18 protein-coding genes are annotated in these 20,295 nt (G+C 71.1%); 10 read left to right on the top strand and 8 right to left on the bottom strand.

All coding sequences use genetic code 11. The features are described 5' to 3' along the window. Positions 1-38: 38 nt before the first annotated feature. From ACUKCB_RS06395 to ACUKCB_RS06415, 5 genes are all read left to right on the top strand, one after another. Positions 39-950 (top strand): saccharopine dehydrogenase, encoded by a 912-nt coding sequence (locus ACUKCB_RS06395; protein WP_473039560.1) that lies wholly within the window; start codon positions 39-41, stop codon positions 948-950. A 144-nt stretch (positions 951-1,094) separates the two neighbouring features. Beyond that, the gene (locus ACUKCB_RS06400; protein WP_473039561.1) at positions 1,095-2,249 is read left to right on the top strand and encodes a Gfo/Idh/MocA family protein; all 1,155 of its coding nucleotides are present in this window, start codon (positions 1,095-1,097) and stop codon (positions 2,247-2,249) included. Then, on the top strand, positions 2,246-3,406 hold the full coding sequence (locus ACUKCB_RS06405; RefSeq protein ID WP_473039562.1) for a dihydrodipicolinate synthase family protein: 1,161 nt from the start codon (positions 2,246-2,248) through the stop codon (positions 3,404-3,406). The genes ACUKCB_RS06400 and ACUKCB_RS06405 overlap by 4 nt, the downstream gene beginning before the upstream one ends. Further along, a complete protein-coding gene (locus tag ACUKCB_RS06410; RefSeq protein ID WP_473039563.1) occupies positions 3,403-4,317 on the top strand; it encodes a sugar phosphate isomerase/epimerase family protein in 915 nt (304 codons plus the stop codon). Before ACUKCB_RS06405 ends, ACUKCB_RS06410 begins: the two co-directional genes overlap by 4 nt. Further along, positions 4,314-5,390: a mandelate racemase/muconate lactonizing enzyme family protein gene (locus tag ACUKCB_RS06415; protein ID WP_473039564.1), complete on the top strand. Its 1,077-nt coding sequence runs from the start codon at positions 4,314-4,316 to the stop codon at positions 5,388-5,390. Before ACUKCB_RS06410 ends, ACUKCB_RS06415 begins: the two co-directional genes overlap by 4 nt. Before the next feature lie 67 nt (positions 5,391-5,457). Here the strand turns inward: ACUKCB_RS06415 and ACUKCB_RS06420 are convergent, their stop codons facing one another. From ACUKCB_RS06420 to ACUKCB_RS06440, 5 genes are all read right to left on the bottom strand, one after another. After that, positions 5,458-6,489: a LacI family DNA-binding transcriptional regulator gene (locus ACUKCB_RS06420; RefSeq protein ID WP_473039565.1), complete on the bottom strand. Its 1,032-nt coding sequence runs from the start codon at positions 6,487-6,489 to the stop codon at positions 5,458-5,460. Positions 6,490-6,566: 77 nt separating this feature from the next. After that, positions 6,567-7,460, bottom strand: coding sequence for an NAD-dependent epimerase/dehydratase family protein (locus ACUKCB_RS06425; RefSeq protein WP_473039566.1), 894 nt, complete (start codon positions 7,458-7,460; stop codon positions 6,567-6,569). A 44-nt stretch (positions 7,461-7,504) separates the two neighbouring features. Next, a complete protein-coding gene (locus tag ACUKCB_RS06430; RefSeq protein ID WP_473039567.1) occupies positions 7,505-8,344 on the bottom strand; it encodes a DUF6807 domain-containing protein in 840 nt (279 codons plus the stop codon). Further along, positions 8,341-9,513: a Gfo/Idh/MocA family protein gene (locus ACUKCB_RS06435; protein ID WP_473039568.1), complete on the bottom strand. Its 1,173-nt coding sequence runs from the start codon at positions 9,511-9,513 to the stop codon at positions 8,341-8,343. The genes ACUKCB_RS06430 and ACUKCB_RS06435 overlap by 4 nt, the downstream gene beginning before the upstream one ends. Further along, positions 9,513-10,823, bottom strand: a complete 1,311-nt coding sequence (locus ACUKCB_RS06440; protein ID WP_473039569.1) for a Gfo/Idh/MocA family protein — start codon at positions 10,821-10,823, stop codon at positions 9,513-9,515. Before ACUKCB_RS06440 ends, ACUKCB_RS06435 begins: the two co-directional genes overlap by 1 nt. A gap of 422 nt (positions 10,824-11,245) precedes the next feature. Between ACUKCB_RS06440 and ACUKCB_RS06445 the strand changes: the two genes are divergently transcribed. The 4 genes from ACUKCB_RS06445 (at position 11,246) to ACUKCB_RS06460 (ending at position 15,825) form a co-directional block, all read left to right on the top strand. Then, positions 11,246-12,223 (top strand): carbohydrate ABC transporter permease, encoded by a 978-nt coding sequence (locus ACUKCB_RS06445; RefSeq protein ID WP_473039570.1) that lies wholly within the window; start codon positions 11,246-11,248, stop codon positions 12,221-12,223. Beyond that, on the top strand, positions 12,213-13,085 hold the full coding sequence (locus tag ACUKCB_RS06450) for a carbohydrate ABC transporter permease (RefSeq protein WP_473039571.1): 873 nt from the start codon (positions 12,213-12,215) through the stop codon (positions 13,083-13,085). The genes ACUKCB_RS06445 and ACUKCB_RS06450 overlap by 11 nt, the downstream gene beginning before the upstream one ends. Positions 13,086-13,102: 17 nt before the next feature. Then, the gene (locus tag ACUKCB_RS06455; protein WP_473039572.1) at positions 13,103-14,428 is read left to right on the top strand and encodes an ABC transporter substrate-binding protein; all 1,326 of its coding nucleotides are present in this window, start codon (positions 13,103-13,105) and stop codon (positions 14,426-14,428) included. A gap of 74 nt (positions 14,429-14,502) precedes the next feature. Next, entirely contained in the window at positions 14,503-15,825 is a 1,323-nt protein-coding gene (locus ACUKCB_RS06460) for an ABC transporter substrate-binding protein (protein ID WP_473039573.1), read from the top strand. A 104-nt stretch (positions 15,826-15,929) separates the two neighbouring features. On the opposite strand, the gene ACUKCB_RS06465 is transcribed toward ACUKCB_RS06460, so the two are convergent. Both ACUKCB_RS06465 and ACUKCB_RS06470 read right to left on the bottom strand, forming a co-directional pair. After that, the gene (locus tag ACUKCB_RS06465; RefSeq protein ID WP_473039574.1) at positions 15,930-17,423 is read right to left on the bottom strand and encodes an aldehyde dehydrogenase (NADP(+)); all 1,494 of its coding nucleotides are present in this window, start codon (positions 17,421-17,423) and stop codon (positions 15,930-15,932) included. After that, positions 17,420-18,382 (bottom strand): 5-dehydro-4-deoxyglucarate dehydratase, encoded by a 963-nt coding sequence (locus ACUKCB_RS06470; RefSeq protein ID WP_473039575.1) that lies wholly within the window; start codon positions 18,380-18,382, stop codon positions 17,420-17,422. Before ACUKCB_RS06470 ends, ACUKCB_RS06465 begins: the two co-directional genes overlap by 4 nt. Before the next feature lie 151 nt (positions 18,383-18,533). On the opposite strand from ACUKCB_RS06470, the gene ACUKCB_RS06475 reads away from it, so the two are divergent. Next, a complete protein-coding gene (locus ACUKCB_RS06475) occupies positions 18,534-19,325 on the top strand; it encodes an IclR family transcriptional regulator (protein WP_473039576.1) in 792 nt (263 codons plus the stop codon). A 24-nt stretch (positions 19,326-19,349) separates the two neighbouring features. Here ACUKCB_RS06475 and ACUKCB_RS06480 read toward each other — a convergent pair whose 3' ends face one another. Continuing rightward, entirely contained in the window at positions 19,350-20,255 is a 906-nt protein-coding gene (locus ACUKCB_RS06480; RefSeq protein WP_473039577.1) for a LysR family transcriptional regulator, read from the bottom strand. Positions 20,256-20,295 lie beyond the last annotated feature (40 nt).

Below are 20,295 nucleotides of genomic sequence, written 5' to 3' on the forward strand. Positions count from 1 at the left end.
TATCTTATTGTAGTTTCACTACAGAAAGTTGGGCGGAGATGCGAGTACTCGTCCTGGGCGGCTACGGGGCCGTGGGGGCTCCGGTCGTGGAGGTGCTGCGCGGAGCCGGGCACACCTGTGTGGTCGCCGGGCGCGACCCCCGGCGCGCGGATCGGACGGTGGATCTGGCCGAACCCGGCCTGGCGGGCTACCTGAGCGCCCTGCGGGGCGCGGACGTCGTGGTCAACGCCTCCGGGGCCGAGGACCCGGCCCTGGTCCGGTCCGCGACCGACCGGGGTGCGGCCTTCGTCGACGCCACCGCCACCTCCGGCTACGTCAACGAGGTCGAGCGGCTCCGGCCGCGCGCACCGGTCCTGCTCAGTGTCGGACTGGCCCCCGGGCTGACCAACCTGCTCGCCGCCGACCTCCCCGGAAAGGGCCCCGTCGACCTGGGGGTGGTCCTGGGGTCGGGGGAACGGCACGGGGCGGCGGCCACGGAATGGTCCCTGAACCTGCTCGGCCGGTCCTTCTCCGACCCGGCCACCGGAAAGAGCGTCCGCAACCTCACCCGGGGGCGGACCTTCGACCTGCCCGGCCGCCGGCGTCGCCTGTACCGGGCCGACTTCTCCGACCAGCACACGCTCACCCGCGACCTCGCGCGCCCGGTCCGCACCCACCTGGGCCTGGACTCCGCGGCGGCCACCACGGCCCTGGCCCTGCTCACCCGCCTGCCCGGGGCCGGGGTGCTGCGGGGCGTCCCGCATCTGCCCGGCTCCCGGGAGTGGACTCTGATGGCGGTCTCGGGAGGACACCGGCGCTGGGCGCGCGGACAGGGACAGTCCCGGGGGACGGCGACGGTGACCGCGTGGGCCGCCTCCCTGACACGGAACCTCTCCCCCGGGGTCCACCATCTGCACGAGGTGGCCACCCTGGCCGACCTGCCGCCCAGAGAGGGAATCTCGCTGGGCTGAGACGCCCTTCGGAGGCCGCCTCCCCCGCGGAGCCGTGTCCTCCGCAGGGCGAATTCCCCGTCCCCGGTCTCGACACCTCTGGCGGGGCGGGGTAGCTTTGCCCTAGTCTGGAAAGCGCTTTCATCTGAGAGGTGGTAACAAGCCATGAGTGATCACGTGCTGGGCGTCGCCATGAACGGCGTCACCGGCCGCATGGGGTACAGGCAGCATCTGACCAGGTCGGTGCTGGCCATCCGGGACTCCGGCGGTGTCGAACTACCCGACGGCTCCCGCGTCATACCCGAACCCGTACTGGTGGGCCGGTCGGAGCGCAAACTGCGCGCCATCGCCGAAAGGCACGGCATCGAGCGCTGGACCACCGACCTGGACTCGGTCCTGTCCGACGACAACGTCCCGCTGTACTTCGACGCCCAGATCACGCACGCCAGGGAGGACGCCGTCCGCTCGGCGATCGCCGCGGGCAAGCACATCTACGTCGAGAAACCCACCGCCGGAACGCTGGACGCCGCACTCGAGCTGGCCAAGCTCGCCGAGCAGGCCGGGGTGCGCAACGGCGTGGTCCAGGACAAGCTCTTCCTGCCGGGCCTGCTCAAGCTCCGCCGCCTCCTGGACAGCGGCTTCTTTGGAAAAGTCCTTTCCATCCGCGGTGAGTTCGGCTACTGGGTCTTCGAGGGGGACTGGCAGCCCGCCCAGCGCCCGAGCTGGAACTACCGGGCCGAGGACGGGGGCGGCATCGTCCTGGACATGTTCCCCCACTGGCACTACGTCCTGGAGCACCTCTTCGGACCGGTGCGCACGGTCACCGCCAAGACCGCCACCCACGTCCCCCGGCGCTGGGACGAGCAGAACGAGTCCTACGAGGCCACCGCGGACGACGCCGCCTACGGCATCTTCGAGGTGGGCGAGGGCATCATCGCCCAGATCAACTCCTCCTGGAGCGTGCGCGTCAACCGCGACGAACTGGTGGAGTTCCAGGTGGACGGTACCCACGGCAGCGCCGTGGCCGGGCTGCGCTCCTGCCGGATCCAGCACCGCACCACCACCCCCAAGGCGGTCTGGGACCCCGACGCCGTCGACCCCGTCCGCTACCGCGAGGACTGGACGGACGTCCCCGACAACGGGGAGTTCCCCAACGGGTTCCGCGCCCAGTGGGAGGACTACCTGCGGCACGTGGTCCTGGGCACCCCCTTCCACCACGACCTCCTCTCCGGTGCGCGCGGCATCCAGATGGCCGAGGCCGGGCTGCTCTCCGCCCGCACCGGCCGTACCGTCGAACTCGGTGAGGTCTCCACCACGTGAACGCACTGAACCTGCCCTCCGGCGAGGGCACCATCGTCCCCTACACCATCAGCGGGGCCGCGGCCGACGCCTCGCCCCTCCCCCCGGCCCGCCTGCGCACCGCCTACGCGGCCGCGCACGTGGTCGCCGACCCCTGCGGCGCCAACGCCCCCGGAGCTCCGGCCGCCCTGGACTGGGAGGCCACCCTGGCCTTCCGTCACCACCTGTGGGACCAGGGGCTGGGCGTGGCCGAGGCCATGGACACCGCCCAGCGGGGCATGGGGCTGGACTGGCCCGCCACCGCCGAGCTGATCCGCCGTACCGGGGCCCAGGCCCGCGACCGCGGGGCCCTGCTGGCCTGCGGGGTCAACACCGACCACCTGGAGTCTTCGCGCGTCGATCTGGAAAGCGTTATCACCGCTTACGGTGAGCAGTTGGAGGTGGTCCAGGAAGCCGGGGCCACCCCCATCGTGATGGCCTCCCGGGCCCTGGCCGCGGTGGCCGAGAGTCCCGAGGACTACGCCCGCGTCTACTCCGCCGTCCTCAAACGGGCCGAGCGGCCGGTGATCCTGCACTGGCTGGGCACCGCCTTCGACCCGGCTCTCGCGGGCTACTGGGGCTACGACTCCCCCGAGGAGGCGATCGAGCCGGTCGCCGAACTGATCGCCGCGCACGCCGACCACGTCGAGGGCATCAAGGTCTCCCTGCTCGAAACCGCGTTGGAGGTCCGCCTGCGGCGTCTCCTCCCGCCGGGGGTGCGCCTGTACACCGGGGACGACTTCCACTACCCCGAACTCGTGCTCGGGGACGAACACGGCCACTCCCACGCCCTGCTCGGCGTGTTCGCCGCCATCGCCCCGGCCGCCGCCCGGGCGCTGGCCGCCCTGGACCGGGGCGACACCGACGGCTACCGGGCCCTGATGGAACCGACCGTGCCCCTGGCCCGTCACCTGTTCTCCGCGCCCACCTACTACTACAAGACCGGTATCGCCTTCCTGGCCTGGCTCAACGGGCACCAGAAGGGGTTCCACATGGTGGGCGGCCTGCACAGCGCCCGCGACCTCCCGCACCTGGCGCAGACCCTGCGCCTGGCCGACGCGGCGGGGGCGCTCAGCGACCCGGCCCTGGCCGAGGAGCGTATGCGCGCCCTGCTCCGGGTCTCGGGGGTGGACCAGTGACGACCACCCCCCGACACCGACCCGTGGTTCCGGCCCCGGTGGACGTCCCCTCCGGCAGGCCGGTGCACACCGAGACCCCGGCCCCAGGCGACCCCCGCCTGGCCCGGCTCTCGCTCAACCAGGCCACCGTGAAGCGCTGGAGTCTCACCCAGGCCGTGGACGGGTGCCTGCGCGCCGGGCTGCCCGCCATCGGGCTGTGGCGTGAACACGTCCAGGAGACCGGCCTGGAACGCTCCGCCCGCCTGGTCCGCGACGCGGGACTGCGGGTGTCCTCCTACTGCCGCGCCGGTTTCCTGAGCGACCCCTCCCGCACCGACGCCCTGGAGGACAACCGGCGGGCCATCGACGAGGCCGCCGAACTGGGTGCTCCGGTGCTGGTCATGGTCGCGGGCGGGCTCCCCGAGGGCGACCGGGACCTGGCCGGGGCCAGGGAGCGGGTGGCGGAGGGGATCCACGCCCTGGCTCCGTACGCGGCCGAACGCGGCGTACGGCTCGGGCTCGAACCCCTCCACCCGCTGTTCTGCGCCGACCGCGCGGTCCTGTCCACCCTGGGTCAGGCCCTGGACCTGGCAGAGCAGTTCTCCCCTGAGGTCGTGGGCGTGGTCGTGGACACCTACCACGTGTGGTGGGACCCGGCGGTCTTCGACCAGATCGCCCGGGCCGGCGCCGCGGGCCGCATCACCTCCTTCCAGGTCTGCGACTGGATCACGCCCCTGCCGGTGGACTCCCTGCTGGGCCGGGGCATGGTCGGTGACGGACACATCGACGCGCGCACACTGCACCGGGCGGTCCTGGCCGCTGGTTACGAGGGCGACGTGGAATGGGAGGTCTTCAACGAGGACGTGTGGTCCGCCGACGGTGACGAGGTCATCGCCACGATGGCCCGCCGCCACGCGGAGTGTGTGCTGTGAGGGTGACCCGGGTGACGGCCCGCGCCCACCGGTTGCCGCTGCGCCGGGCCTGGGACGGCGGGGTCGATCGCAACGACGTCGTCGTGGTCCGGGTGCACACCGACGAGGGCCTGGTGGGAACCGGGTTCTCCTGGACACCGCTGATCGGGGCGCGGGCCGTGGAGGCGCTGGTCAACGACGACCTCGCCCCTGCCCTGCTGGGACGGCGGGCGCACCCGGCCCTGTGGGACGAGGCGCTGTGGCACCTGCGCGAGGCGGGCACGACGGGGTTGACCCTGATGGCCCTGGCCGGTGTCGACATCGCCCTGTGGGATCTGCACGCGCGCTCTGTGGGCGCGCCCCTGGTGGAGCTGTTGGGGCGGCGCCGGGAGAGCGTCGCCGCCTACGGCAGCGGTGTGAACCTGGACTACTCGCTTTCGGACCTGCTGGCACAGGTCCGGGGGTGGGTGGACCGGGGGCACCACGCGGTGAAGATCAAGGTGGGTTCGGCCTCTGTGGACCGCGACGTGGAACGGGTGGGCGCGGTACGCGACATCCTGGGCCCGGAGCGGTTGCTGATGGTCGACGCCAACCAGCGGTGGGACGTCCCGGGGGCGGCCCGGGCACTGGCGCGGCTGGAGCCCTTCGCACCGCACTTCGTGGAGGAGCCGCTGCCCGCCCCGGACCTGGCGGCCCACGTCCGACTCCGGGCGCGTACCACGCTGCCGTTCGCGCTGGGTGAGAACCTGCGGTCGGTGGCGGATTTCGAGCGGTTCGTGGACGCGGGTGTGTGTGACGTCGCCCAGCCCAACGTCGTACGGGTCGGGGGCATCACCCCGTTCCTGCGCATCGCCGAGTCGGTGGCCCGGCGGGGGGTGCCGGTCGCTCCCCACCTGCTGCCGGAGCTGTCGGGCCAACTGGCCCTGTGCCTGCCCGAGGTGGCCATGGTCGAGGACATCGACCACGCCTCCTTCGCCGCGCTGGGGGCTTTGGCCGCCCCGAGCGGGGTGGAGTTGGCCGACGGCCGCCTGACCGCGCGGACCGGCCCTGGTCACGGGCTGGTGTTCGCGGAGGGCCTCGCCCCGCTCCCCTAGCACTGGGCGAGGAACGGCGGCGGTCCCGACCGGGGGCCGCCGCCGCGGGTGGCGCCCGTGAAGGCGCTCAGTTCCTGGGTGGTGCGGTGCTCTCCCTGGCCATGACCGTGCCCTCGACGCTGACCACCCTCGGTTCCCCGTGGTGGTCGGAGTCCAGGGCCAGTGCGGCGGCGCGTTCGCCCATCTCCTCCAGGGGCAGGCGCACCGTGGTCAGCGAGGGGGTGAGGTCCCGCAGCGTGGGGATGTCGTCGAAACCGGCCACGGACAGGTCCTCGGGGACGGTCTTGCCCATGGCGCGCAGCGCGGCGATGGCTCCGGTGGCCATGACGTCGTTGACGGCGAACAGGCAGGTGGCGTCGGTTCCCAGGGCCATCAGGCGCCGGGTGGACTCGTAGCCGCCGTCACGGGTGAAGTCCCCGTGCACGACGTTGTGGTGGGCGAGTTCGAGTCCGGCGGCCGAGAGCGCGCAGTGGAAGCCGTCCAAGCGTTCGCGCGCGGTCCGCAGGTTGGTGGGACCGGCCAGGATCGCGAAGCGCCGGTGCCCCTGAGCGACCAGGTGCTGGGCCAGGGCCGCGGCTCCGGAGTGGTTGTTCGGGGTGACGGTGTCGGCGGGCAGGGTGGCCTGGGAGACCAGGGCTACCCTGCCGCCCTGGCGCCCGAAGGCCTCGATCTCCTTGGCCAGACGGGCGTCGCTCTCCTCGCTGGTGGTACGCGAACCGGCGATCACGATCGCCTTGGCCCGGTGGGAGCGCAGCGCGGAGATGATGCGTGTCTCCGCCTGCGTGGAGCGGTTGGTGGTGCCCAGCACCAGTACCAGCCCCAGCTCCTCGGCGTACCGGGTGACTCCGGCCGCGATCTGGGAGAAGTACGGGTCGGCGATGTCGTGCACCACCAGGCCCATGAGGGAGCTGCTGTTGCGCGCCAGGGTCTGGGCGGAGGCGTTGGCCAGGTATCCGAGCTCGTGAGCGCTGGCCTCCACCTTCTCCCGGAGCCGCTGGCTCACCTGCCGTGTGCTCCCGTTGATCACGCGTGAGGCGGTTGCCAGGGAGACCCCGGCGTGCTCGGCGACCTGTTCCAGAGTCACGTAACCGGGATCCACGACCCTGCCCCTCCTACCACCGTTGGGAAAACTCTTTCCCAGAGTAGCGGAGGGGCGGGGTCCTTCCCTCGTTGCCACTAGGCCTCTTCCGTCTGGTGCAGAAGGTCGCGCCAGGTGCGTTCGGGCCTCCACCCCAGATCGCGGTGGGCCCGCTCGGAGGAGAACACCGCCCGCCCGTCGGCCAGTGCCGGGGCGTGTTCGGCCGTGGCGGGGTGCAGTCGGGCCAGGTCGGTCTCGACCGGTCCCCGGGCGAGGGGGTCGGGGGCGATGGCGTTGTAGACGGTGCCGCCGGGGACGCGCTCGGGGTTCTCCACGATCAGCGCGAACAGTTCGGCGGCGTCGTGGGCGTCCACGTAGTTGAACAGCGAGCCGGCGGCCAGGGCGGGGTCCTCCAGGCGTTCGCCCAGGGTGTGGCCCTGCTGGGTGAGGGCTCCCCGCCACTCCTCGGGGGAGACCACGTAGCCGGGCCGGACAGCGGAGAGCACGCACTTGTCGGAGGTCCGGGCCAGGGCCCGGACGGTCTCCTCCACCATCACCTTGCTCAGGCCGTAGGCGTGCCAGGGCGCGACGGGGTGTTCCTCGTCCAGGGGCAGGTACCGCGGTTTCCAGGAGGGGGTGTTGTACCCGTAGACGGTGGGGCTGGAGGCCGCGACGGCGCTGTGGGCCCCCGCCTCGACGGCGGCGGTGAGTACCTCCCAGGCCAGGGCGGTGTTCACCTGCAGGGTCTCGGCGTCGGGGCGGGCGAAGGGTACGGCGATACCCGCCAGGTGCACCACCGCCTCCGGGGCGGCGCGGGCGAACAGCTCCGCGCGGGCCCCGCTGTCCAGCAGGTCGCAGACGGCCGGGGTGATCCCCTCCGGCCACGGGTGTTCGGCGGTGTCCACCGAGGTCACCTCGTGTCCGCGTGAGGCGAGCACGGTCACGACGCTTCGCCCCAGTCGTCCGGAGCCTCCGGTGACGAGCACGCGCATGTGTGCGGTTCCTTTCCAGACCCCGGTGCGGGGTGTCGTGGTGGTCAGGCCAGCGCCGCGACGGCTGTGGCCAGTGCTTCGTGGTCGGTTACCGGGCCGTCGGTGACGGCGGTGCGCAGCCCCAGCTCCAGGGTCCGGTCGGCGCCCAGGCGCAGCCGGGTGTCCCAGGCGGGGGCCGGGCACACACCCGGGTACTCCTTGGCCCGCAGGAACCAGGGGTCCGTGCGCGGGCCGGGTTGGAGGAAGAGCAGCGTCCACGGGGCATCGCGGGAGGCGGTCGAGGAGAGGGCGAGCCAGCGGGCGTGCGAGCCGTGCAGGGCCTCCTCCCCCGCCGTCCCGTCGGGGCCGGTGACCGAGGGCGGCAGGTCACCGATCGGCGCCCGCCAGAACACTCCGCCGTACCCGGCTCCGGGGCGGCCGTTGGTGGCGGGGCTGCCGATCCCCAACTCCCGGCCCGAGGTGTTGTGCAGTGACGAGTGCAGGTCCAGGACCCAGGTCTTCGTGTCCAGGGTGAGGGCGCGGACCGTCCTGTGCTCCCGGAGGAGCTCGGTGCCCCCGGGGTCGGTCCAGGAGAGCACCTCGACGGTCCGGTCCGCGGAGTGCTCCTTCCAGGACAGGTGTTCCTGGCGGCCGTGGTTGTCGAGCATGATCGATCCGTGCTCGCGGGTGAAGGTCCGACCACCCCAGAAGCTGGTCCCGGAGACGTCGGCCAGGGTCACGCTGACCCCCAGGTGGTGGCGGTGGTCGGCGGGGCCGGTCTCGGTCACCTCCGTTCCCGCGAGGGTGCGCACCGGGTGCAGGTAGGGGCGTGGTGAGAGTTCGGCGGGCACGGAGGTGCCGCTGTGGTGGGTGGCCACGACGGTGTGGCCGAGGGACAGGTTCACGTGGTGACCTCCGTGGGGGCGGGGCTGGTCCAGGGGGCGTCGAGCTCGGAGAACAGCGCCAGGGAGTTCGCGCTCTCGTGCACCAGGTCGGTGATTCCGGGGATGCTCCGGTGGGTGACCCCCTCCTCCTGGTGGACCTGTTGGTATCGGGCCGGGATCGGTCGGGGGGCGGGGGCGGTGCGCACTGCGTCCAGGACGTGGGTGAAGCCCCGGGTGCGTTCGGGTGGCACCAGGAGGGGGGACTGCCCCCGGACGTGTGCGACCAGGTTCTCCAGGAGGTTGACCCGCCCGTGGGTGGTGGTTCGCGGTGCGTGGCCGGGCCGGTGGAGGGTGATCCGGTCCAGGGTGTACTCCAGGGTCAGGCTGGCCCGGTCGCTGTGGAGCGTGATGGCGGGGGGTTGGCTCTCGGGCGCGCACAGTGTGACGGCGACGGTGAGGACGGTGCCGTCCCGGGTGCGCAGGCGCAGAGCGGAGGTGTCGTCGCTCTCGATGGGGTGGGCGTGGTGCATCTCCAGTTCCAGGGAGCGGGGGGCGTCCTGCTCGGCACCGGCCAGGGCCAGGGAGGTGGCCACGGCGTGCGCGAAGGGGTTGGTGAGGGCTCCGTCCACCACCTCGTGCCCGTCCAGCTCGCGCCGACCGGCCCAGGGGGCGCGGTCGTAGTAGGCGGAGGTGCGTTTCCAGGCGCCGGCCGCTCCGATTCCGCGCAGCTCGCCCAGGACGCCCTCGCCCACGAGCCGGCCGACCTCGTCGATCGCCTGCGAGCCCAGGCTCTGGAAGCCGACCTGGCAGGCCAGACCGGAGGCGTGCACCGCCTCTTCCAGGCTGGTGAGCTGGGCCAGGGAGGGGGTGGTGGGTTTTTCCAGCAGCAGGTGCGAGCCGTGCTCCAGGGCCACCTTCGCCAGGGGCAGGTGGGTGTGGATGGGGGTGACCAGGACGGTCAGGCGTGCCTGCGTCCGGTCGAGGGCGGTGGCCAGGTCGTCGAAGAAGGGGACGTTTCCGTGCCCTTCCAGGTCGTCGTCGGGGGCGGGGGGCCTGCGGTCGCAGACCCCGACGAGGCGGACGGCCCCGGCCCTGGCCAGGGGCAGCAGCGCGCGCAGGTGGGAGCGGCCGTGCCCGTGGATGCCCACCAGGAGCAGCGGCAGTGGTGCGGTGTCGTCGGTGCGGGGCATCAGTGCTCGCCCGAGAGCAGGTCGGCCACGCGCACGGGTGCGCCCGAGGCCATGGAGGCGTTGGCGGCCAGCCCGGTCAGGAGGGCGTTGCCGCCGTCGGCGTGGTCGGGGCGGATACCGTCGTCGGTTCCGCCGAGCAGGGAGTCGAGCATGGCGTTGTCCCCGCCGCCGTGGCCGCCGCCGCCCACGCGCGCGGGGATCTCCTCCGGGGGCTGCCAGTGGCGGCGCAGCAGGAGCCTGGCCTCGGTGTTCTCCTTGGGGGCGGGCATTCCGCGCACGGGGTGCGCCTCGTCCTGGCCCGGTGTGGTGCTGGCGAACTCGGTCATGTCCAGTTCGAGTCTGCCGCGGCTGCCGGTGAAGGAGATGCGGTAGCCCTCCCAGGGGGCGTAGGCCACGAGGTGGTAGCTGAGGCGCACCCCGGTGTCGTATCTGACCATGACGGACATGTCGTCCTCGATGGTGATGTCGGGGCCGAAGACGTTCAGGTCACGCCGGTAGCCGTCCTCGTGTTCGGCGTCCAGGTACAGGGCGGTCAGGTCGGGGCTGTCCCGCATGTGCAGGGCGAAGGGGTCGTTCTCTGCCGCCTCGGCGTCGTGCCCGCGCTCGTAGTCGTTGAGGAGCCCGTGGCGGCGGCCGTTGTCCTGGCCGTAGAAGAACAGGCCGCCCCAGGCGAAGACCTCGCGGGGGTGTGCGTTCACCCACCAGTTGACCAGGTCGAAGTGGTGGCTGGCCTTGTGCACCAGCAGTCCGCCGGACTTGGTCTTGTCCCGGTGCCAGCGGCGGAAGTAGTCGGCTCCGTGGCGGAGGTCGAGGAGCCACTCGAAGTGGACGGAGCCCACCTCGCCGATGGCTCCGGAGGAGATCAGCTCACGGACCTGGCCGTGGACGGGGTTGTAACGGTAGTTGAATCCGACCGTCACCCGGCGCCCGGTGCGGGCCTGGGCGTCGTTGATCCGGCGCAGACCTTCGAGGTCCGCGGTCATGGGCTTCTCGGTGATGGCGTCCGCGCCGGCTTCCAGGGCGGCCACGACGTAGTCGGCGTGGGTGTGGTCGACGGTGCACACGATCACCTCGTCCACGGCCTGTTCGCGGAGCATGCGGGTGAAGTCCTCGGCCCCGTACTCGGGCACGGCCTCCGCGCCTGCGTCGGTGATGATCCGGTTGTGCACGGCCATTCGCGTGCGGTTGGTGTCGCACAGGGCGACCAGGCGCCCCCGGTCCCGATGGGTGTCCACCAGGGCTCGGGTGTACATGCGGGCCCTGGAGCCGGTGCCGACGATCGCGTACCTGCGTTGAGTGGTGTCGTTCACACAGGAATGGTAAACGCTTTCCGAAGCGCACGACAAGAGGGGGTGCGCGAGTGGGGGCCACGAGGGGTTTTCCGTACCACCCGAGGAATCGGAGCTAAGAGTATTCGATCAAACACAAAGGGCGACTATTTACCGGGATGGGAGCCCCGGGGTGAAGATAACGATCTGGTGCGTGCTCGGGGTCGGGGGTGAAACAGGGCGTTGACAGCCCTGTAACCCGGTGCTAGAAACTGAACATCCTAATATCTGGATAGCGCTTACCAAGCCATGGCCTGCGAAATTCACCCGTGTTCTCAGCCACATAGTGTGAGCGTCTCCCTCATCAGTGCGTTTTCCGACCAGATTGGCGGTCACCACATGAACCCCGGTCCAGGCGTGCCGACGGCACGCACGACAACGGCTCGGGAAGGAGGTGTGTCGTCTTGACCGCTCTTCTCCACAGCAAGGCGGGGTCGTCCGACGGCCCCGACACCGGGGCGCGCCCGCCCCGGACCCGCCGCAGGGCCGCGGCTCCCCGCAAGGGGGAGCGCAGGTACGAGAACCTCGCCGCCCTGGGGTTCCTCGGCCCGTGGTTCCTGGGCCTGGCGCTCATCACCGCGGGGCCCCTGCTGGCCTCCCTGTACTTCTCCTTCACCGACTACAACCTCATCGGTGAACACCAGTGGGTGGGCGGGGAGAACTACGAGCGGATGCTGACCGACACGCGCCTGCACAGCGCGCTGAAGGTCACCTTCGTCTACGTGTTCGTCTCCGTGCCCCTCCAGCTCGCGATGGCCCTGGCCCTGGCGATGGTCCTGGACCGAGGACTGCGGGGCCTGCCCCTCTACCGCTCGGTGTACTACCTGCCCTCGCTGCTGGGCGGCAGTGTCGCGGTGGCCATCCTGTGGCGCCAGGTCTTCGGCGCCGAAGGCCTCATCAACCAGGTCCTGGGGTTCTTCGGCATCCAGGGCGAGGGCTGGGTCTCCCACCCCGACTACGCCCTGGGCACCCTCATCGTGCTCAACGTGTGGACCTTCGGTGCGCCGATGGTCATCTTCCTGGCCGGGCTGCGGCAGATCCCGAGGATGTACTACGAGGCCTCCTCCGTGGACGGAGCCAGTCCCCTGCGGCGGTTCTGGCACATCACGGTCCCCATGCTCACGCCGATCATCTTCTTCAACCTGGTACTGCAGATCATCAACGCCTTCCAGACCTTCACCCAGGCGTTCATCGTCAGCGGCGGTACCGGCGGCCCCTCGGACTCCACCCTCTTCTACACCCTCTACCTGTACCAACGCGGCTTCGGTGCCTTCGACATGGGCTACGCGTCCGCGATGGCCTGGCTGCTCCTGATGATCATCGGGGGGTTCACCGCGGTGAACTTCCTCGCCTCCAAGTTCTGGGTCTTCTATGGCGACTGAGACCGCGGCCTCCGCCCCCACCCGGCGGACCAAGGCCGAACGCACACGGCGACTGCTCATCCACCTGGGACTGATCGGCTTCGGCCTGATCATGCTCTACCCGCTGCTGTGGATGCTCTCCAGTTCCTTCAAACCCACAGCCGAGATCTTCCGGGAACCCGGACTGATCCCCTGGAACTTCACCCCCAGCAACTACACCGAGGGGTGGACCGCACTCCAGTACCCGTTCCACCGCTACCTGCTGAACTCGGCGATCGTGGTGGGCGGAGCGATCATCGGCAACCTCATCGGCTGCTCGATGGCCGCCTACGCCTTCGCGAGGCTGGAGTTCCGCGGCAAGCGCCTGTTCTTCGCGATCATGCTCGGCACGATCATGCTGCCGATCCACGTGGTGATCGTGCCGCAGTACATCCTGTTCGCGCAGCTGGACTGGATCAACACCTTCTACCCGTTGATCGTGCCCAAGCTCCTGGCCACGGACGGCTTCTTCATCTTCCTGATGGTGCAGTTCATCCGAGGACTGCCCAAGGACCTGGACGAGGCGGCCCGCATCGACGGCTGCGGACACGTGCGGATCTTCTGCCAGATCATCCTGCCCCTGTCCCTGCCGGCCCTGGCCACCACGGCGATCTTCACCTTCATCTGGACCTGGAACGACTTCTTCAGCCAGCTGATCTTCCTGACCAGTCCGGACATGTACACGGTCCCCGTGGCCCTGCGCACCTTCGTCGACTCCACATCCCAGACCTCCTGGGGTCCGCTCTTCGCCATGTCCGTCATTGCCCTGGGGCCTGTCTTCGGTTTCTTCCTGGCCGGACAGCGCTACCTGGTCAAGGGCATCGCGACCACCGGAATCAAGTAGAGGAAAGGAAGCCACCCATGAGCCTCCCCGCCGGTGGTGCGCGTCCATCGCACCGACACCGCCACCCGCTCCGCACGGCCGCGATGGCCGGTGTGCTCGCCATGGCCGCGACCGCCTGCGGGGGAGGATCGGGCCCCGGGGACGACGTCGTCGAGCTGAGGTTCTCCTGGTGGGGTTCGGACGACCGGCACACCCGTCTCCAGGAGGCCATCGAGGTCTTCGAGGAGCAGAACCCCGACATCAGGATCTCGCCGGACTACACCGACTGGGCCTCCTACTGGGACCGCCTGGCCACCAGCACCGCGGCCAACGACGCCCCGGACGTCATCATGCAGGACGAGAGTTACCTGCGTGAGTACGGCGAACGCGGCGCCCTGGCCGACCTCGCCGAGCTCGGTGACTCCCTCGACCTGTCCGGCCTCGACCCGAACGTCGCCCAGAGCGGCGAGATGGACGGGCAGACCTTCGGTGCCGCCACCGGGGTGAACGTCTCCGCGATCCTCGCGGACCCGGAGGCGTTCGAGGAGGCCGGTGTCGACATGCCCGACGACACCACCTGGACCTGGGACGACTACATCGAGATGTCGGTGGAGATCAGTCGGGCCACCGACGGTGAGATCGTCGGGACCCAGGGGATGACCAACGAGAACGCCTTCCACGTCTTCGCCCGCCAGCACGGCGAGAACCTCTACGACGAGGACGGGGACCTGGCCTTCTCCAAGGAGACCCTGACCAGTTGGTACGAGATCACCGAACGGCTGCTGGAGGACGGCGGACAGCCCTCCGCGACCGAGGGTGTGGAGATCGCGGCCGGCGGTCCCGACCTGTCCGTGCTCTCCACCAACACCGGTGCCACCGCCTACTTCTGGACCAACCAGCTCGGTGCGATCACCGAAGCCTCCGGCCGTGACATCGAGCTGTTGCGGTTCCCGGGCGAGACCGAGCTCGAACGCACCGGAATGTACTTCAAACCCGCGATGTACTACTCGATCGCGGCCGGAAGCGACCACCCCGAGGAGGCCGCGCGCTTCGTCGACTTCCTGCTCAACAGCACGGACGCGGCCGAGTTGGTGCTGTCCGACCTGGGGCTGCCCGCCAACCTGGACGTGCGCGAAGCCGTCGCGGACGACCTGCCTCCGGCCGGAGAACGCGGAGCGGCCTTCCTCGCCGAGGTCGAGGACGAGGTCATCGACGGCAACCCGCCACCGCCGGTCGGCTCGGGCGAGATCGCCAACATCAACGAGCGGATCTACCAGGAGCTGGTCTTCGGCAACCTCACCGCCGAGCAGGCGGCCGAACAGTTCATCGAGGAGCTGGAAACGGCCATCGGCAACGGCCCCTGAACCCGGTTCCGGCTTCAACACCCAGCCAGAACTTCGTACTCACGTTTATCACGCACAGAGAGGTCAATCCCCCCATGAACCCATTCTCCGGCAGTGCGCCCGCACGGCGCCGACGCCGTCCCCTGCTCGCCACGACCGCGGCGGTCGCCGCCCTGGTCATGGCCGCCACCGCCTGCGGCTCCTCGGACTCCGAGGGCGACGTCGTGGAGTTGCGCTACTCCTGGTGGGGCGCGGACGACCGCCACTCCACGAGGCAGGAGCTCATCGAGGTCTTCGAGGAGCAGAACCCCGGCATCAAGATCTCGCCGGACTACACCGACTGGGGCTCCTACTGGGACCGCCTGGCCACCAGCACCGCGGCCAACGACGCCCCCGACATCCTCATGCAGGAGGAGCGGTACCTGCGCGAGTACGGCCAGCGCGGCGCCCTCGCCGACCTGAGCCAGTACGGTGACCAGCTCGACCTGTCCGCCCTGGACCCGCTGGTGGCCGAGACCGGCGTGCTCGACGGGCAGACCTTCGGCATCCCCACCGGGGTGAACGCCTACGCGATCATGGCCGACCCCCAGGCCTTCGAGGAGGCGGGGGTGGAGATGCCCGACGACACCAGTTGGACCTGGGACGACTACGTCGAGATCGCGAACGAGATCTCCGAGGCCACCGACGGCGAGCTCGCCGGTGTGCAGAGCATGGCCTACAACGAGTCCGGGTTCCAGATCTTCGCCCGCCAGCGCGGGGAGAACCTCTACGCCGAGGACGGCACCCTGGCCTTCTCCAAGGAGACCCTGACCTCCTGGTTCGAGATCACCGAACGGCTGCTGGAAGGAGGCGGGCAGCCCAGCGCCTCGCAGAGCGTCGAGATCGAGGCCGGCGGTCCCGACCAGTCGGTGCTGTCCACCAACCAGGGGGCGATGGCCCACTTCTGGACCAACCAGCTCGGCGGGATCAGCGAGTCCTCCGGGCGTGACATCGAGCTGCTGCGCTACCCGGGTGAGACCGAGCACGAGCGCACCGGAATGTACCTCAAGCCCGCGATGTTCTACGCGGTCTCCGCGAACTCCGAGCACCCGGAGGAGGCCGCCAAGTTCGTGGACTTCCTGCTCAACAGCGAGGAGGCCGCCGAGCTGACCCTGTCGGACCTGGGGCTCCCGGCCAACGTGGACATGCGCGAGCACATCCTGGGCGACCTTCCGCCCGCGGACGAGCGCAGCGCCGCGTTCCTGGAGGAGATCACCGGGGACATCGTCGACGGCAACCCGCCGCCGCCGATCGGCGCGGGCGAGGTCGTGGAGATCACCAAGCGGACCTCCGACGACCTGGGCTTCGGCGACCTGACTCCCGAGGAGGCCGCGGAGCAGTTCATCAACGACGTCAGCGAGGCCACTGGCAGCTCCTGATCCGTGGTGCGGGCGCGCCGGGAGCGCGCCCGCACCCCAGGTTCGGTAACCGACGAAGCGGCCCCGGGATCACCTCCCGGGGCCGCTCTCGTGTGTGTGGTGTGTCAGGACTCGCGTCGGGCGACCGGGTGTTCGGGCTCGTCGCGCAGCTCGTCCGGCAGCAGGTCCGCGGGGGCGTTCTGCCAGCTCACCGGGCGCAGGAAACGCCGCAGGGAGGTCGCGCCCACCGAGGTGTGCAGGGCGTTGGTGGTCGCGGGCCAGGGGCCGCCGTGCTGCATGGCGGCGCTGACCGCCACCCCCGTGGGGAATCCGTCGTGCACCAGGCGGCCGGTCCGGGTCAGGAGGCGTTCCGCCAGCCTGCCCCGCAACGCGCTCTCGTCGGACTCGGAGAAGAGCGAGGCGGTCAGGGAGGCCGGCAGTTCCTCGATGAAGCGGAGCAGTTCCTCCTCGTCGTCGTAGGTGGCGACCAGGGTGAGGGGTCCGAAGCACTCGTCGAGGCCGTCGGGGGTGAGCTCGGCGAGCCGGGCCTGCAGCAGCCGTGCGGGAACGGACCAGCCTTCCTCGTCCGCCGGGCCCTCGGCGACCAGACGGCCGGGGAGCTCCGCGGAGGTGTAGGCGGCCTTGATGCCCTCGGTCAGCAGGGTCTGGGCCGGGTGGGTGCGCACGGCCTGTGCCAGCCGGTCGACCAGGGCCGAGCCGGCCTGGTCGCCGGGGAGCAGGACCAGTCCGGGCTTGGTGCAGAACTGTCCCGCGCCCAGTGTGAAGGAGCCGAACAGGCCCTCCGCGATCTGCTCACCTCGGGCGGCTGCGGCCGCGGGGGTGACGACCAGGGGGTCGAGGCTGCCGAGTTCGCCGTAGAAGGGGATGGGGTCGGGCCGGGAGGAGGCCAGGTCCCACAGGGCGCGGCCCGCGCGGGTGGAGCCTGTGAAGGCCGCGGCACGGATCTCGGGGGCCAGGACCAGGTCGCGACCGGATTCGAGACCGTGCACGAGTCCCAGCAGCCCCTCGGGGGCGCCTACGGCCCGGGCGGCTCCGGTCAGTGCCTCGAAGGTGCGCTGTGAGGTCGCGGGGTGGGCGGGGTGCGCCTTGACCACGACCGGGCAGCCCGCGGCCAGGGCCGAGGCGGTGTCCCCGCCGGGTACGGAGAAGGCGAAGGGGAAGTTGCTCGCCCCGAACACCGCGACCGGGCCCAGGGGCACCAGCATGCGGCGCAGGTCCGGCCGAGGGCCGGCGGGGGTCTGGCCGGGACGGTCGACGACCGCCTCCAGGTAGGCGCCCCCACGGATCTCCTCGGCGAAGGTCTGGAACTGGTAGGTGGTGCGGGTGAGTTCGCCGTTGAGCCGCTGCGGACCCAGGGCGGTCTCGCGGTCGGCCAAGCGGACCAGCTCCTCCCGGTCCTTCTCCAGAGCGTCCGCGCACGCCTGGAGGAGGTCGGCCCGCCACAGGCGGCCGAGGCGGGTGAGGGCGGGCGTTGCGTCGGCCGCGGCCCGGCAGGCCTGCCGCACCTCCTCGGTGGTGCTCTCCCGGGTGACCGTCTCCACGTCCTTGCCGGTGCGGGGGTCGATGCTGGTGACGGGGGTGGTTTCGGGGTTGCTCATCGGACGATCTCCAAACCGGCGCGGATCAGGGTCCGGGCCTCGGCGAGGTGTTCGGGGGCGGGCTGGGCCAGCGGCGGTCGCACCGGGCCCACGTGGTAGCCGAGTTCGTCGGCACGGTCCTGTGCGGCGGCCTTGACCAGGGAGACCGCGTAGCCGGTGCCCCGGTCGCGCAGCCGGACCCAGGGCACGAAGAACTCGTTGAGCAGGCGGTCGACCAACGCGTCGTCACCCCGTCCGAGGGCGGCGTGGAAGGCGTGGGAGATCTCCGGGGCCACCGCGTGGATGGCGGACGAGTAGGCGCTGACACCGATCGCCGCGTAGGAGCGGGCCTGGAGTTCGGCGGTGGGGACGCCGTTGAAGAACAGGAAGCCTTCGGGGGCGGCGAGGACCAGGCGCTGCATCTGGTCCAGATCGCCGTGGCCGTCCTTGACGCCGACCAGGTTGGGGATGGCGGAGAGTTCGATCAGGCTCTCGGGGGTGAAGGAGACCTGGGAGCGCTGGTAGGCGATGACCGGCAGGCGGGTGGCGGCGCACACCCGGCGGGTGTGCTCGACCAGGCCCGACTGGGGTCCGTTGACCAGGTACGGGGGCAGCAGCAGGACCGCGTCCGCCCCGGCCCGTTCGGAGGAGCGGGCGAAGGCGCCGGCCAGCGGGGTTCCGTGGCCCGCTCCGGCCACGACCGGGATCCGGCCGTCGGCGATCCGCACGGCGGCGGAGACCAGGGCCTCGTGTTCGTCCAGGTCGAGGGAGAAGTACTCACCGGTGCCGCAGGCGACGAAGAGCGCTCCGGGGCCGGCGGCCAGTTGGTGTTCCAGGTGGGCCTCGAAGGCCTTGAGGTCCACGGCCCCGTCCTGGTCGAAGGGGGTCAGGGGGAAGGCGAGCACCGAGCGGTCCATGCCCTGGGCCAGACGTCGGGTCGCCTCGGCGACGTGTTCGGGGCGTTCAACTGGGGGAATCAATGTTGTCTCCGTATGTAGATGGTATTCTCATATACAAACAGAGGCTATGTTTGTGATCGGAGGACGTCAACACCCGGCCGAGAACATCCGCGGCGGGGCGCGGCTAGACTCCGCTCGACGGCGAACGGAAGGCACAGACGTGGGGACAGGTGTGGACGGCGAGAAGGAGGGCGTGCGCGAGGTCAAGTCGGCGGCCCGCACCGTGGAACTGCTCGAACTGCTGAGCGGGCTGGGCCAGGCCGCCTCGCTCCGTGTCCTGTCGCAGCGCATGGGGGTGCCGCGCAGCAGCCTGTACGCGCTCCTGCAGACCCTGGTCCAACGCGGCTGGGTGCGCACCGACGCCACCGGCACCCTCTACACGCTCGGTATCCGCGCCCTGCTCACCGGCACCGGCTACATCGACGCCGACACCCGCACCGCCCAGGTCCGCCCCCACCTGGACGCGCTCTCCGAACGCACCGGGGAGACCCTGCACTTCGCCCGCCTGGACGGCGCCGACGTCGTCTACCTGGCCACCCGCGACTCCCGCCACTACCTGCGGCCCTACAGCCGGGTGGGCAGGCGGCTGCCCGCGCACGCCACCGCCCTGGGCAAGGCACTGCTGGCCGAACGCACCGATGCCGAGGTCGACGCCCTGCTCCCCGACACCCTGGCCCCGCTCACCGCAAGCACCGTCACCGACCGCCGGGTCCTGTTCACCGAACTGGCCGCCATCCGGGACCGGGGTTACGCCACCGAGGACGGGGAGAGCGTCGAGGACGTCCGCTGCCTGGCGGTCCCGCTGCGCTACGACCGCCCCGCCACCGACGCCCTGAGCTGCTCCATCCCCGCGGCCCGCCACAGCGAGGAGCTCGAACGGGAGAGCCTGGCCGCCCTGCGCGAGACCCGCAGCCTGCTGGAGCAGAGCGTGGTAACCGAGGCCTTCACCCGCGCCGCCACCTGAGCAGGACGCGGGGCGGGGTCCTCCTCACGTCGCCGCTCCGTCCAGGACGGACCGGGCCGCGGCCCGCAGCTCCTCCAGGAAGGCCGCGGTGGCCGGGGCGGTGCGCCGGTCCGCGGGCAGGGCCACGTACACGCCACGGTGGGGCAGCTCCCCCGGGTCCATCGCGGCCAGGGCGATGTCGGGGCGGACCGAGGCGGCCGCCAGCGCGGGCAGCAGTGTCACGCCCAGTCCGGCGGCGACGAAGCCCTGTTTGGCGATCCACTCGCGCACCACGTGCGCCACCCTGGGCCGGAACCCCGGGCGTACCGCCGCGGCCAGCAGGGTGTTCTCGGGGCGCTCTCCCCCGGCGATCCACTCATCCCCCTCCAGCTGCGCGAACCGCACCCCCCGCCGTCCTGCCATCGGGTGTCCGGCCGGGAGCGCCACCAGAACCGGTTCGTCCGCCAGGTGCGACAGGCGGACCCCGACGCCGTCGGGCGGTGAGCTGACCACGGCCAGGTCCAGTCCGCCCTGCTGCACCCGGTCCAGCAGGTCCACGGTGAATCCCTCGTCCCGGGACAGGTGGACACGGGGATGGCGTGTGCGGAAGGCGGCGATGGCACGGGGCACCAGGGCGGCGTCGGCGGTGGCGAAGGAACCCACCCGAAGGCGCCCGCCGTCCAGGCGGCGCAGGGCCTCCAGGTCGGTGCGGGCCGCCGCCAGCCGCGACACGACCGCCTCGGCATGGGGCACGAGGACGTGTCCGGCCCCGGTGAGCGCCACGCCCCGGGGCAGCCGGTCGAACAGGGGTGTGCCGAGGTCGTGTTCGAGGGTGTGGATCTGCCGGGAGACCGCGGACTGCGTGTACCCCAGGCTCCGGGCGGCGGCGGTCAGGGAACCGGTTTCGGCCACCCGGAGGAAGGTCTCGTACACGTCATGTCGTTCCGGCATGCCTCCCATGCTAGACATTCGCTTGTGGCATGGGTGCGCG

It is taken from the genome of Nocardiopsis moroccensis (assembly GCF_055763695.1).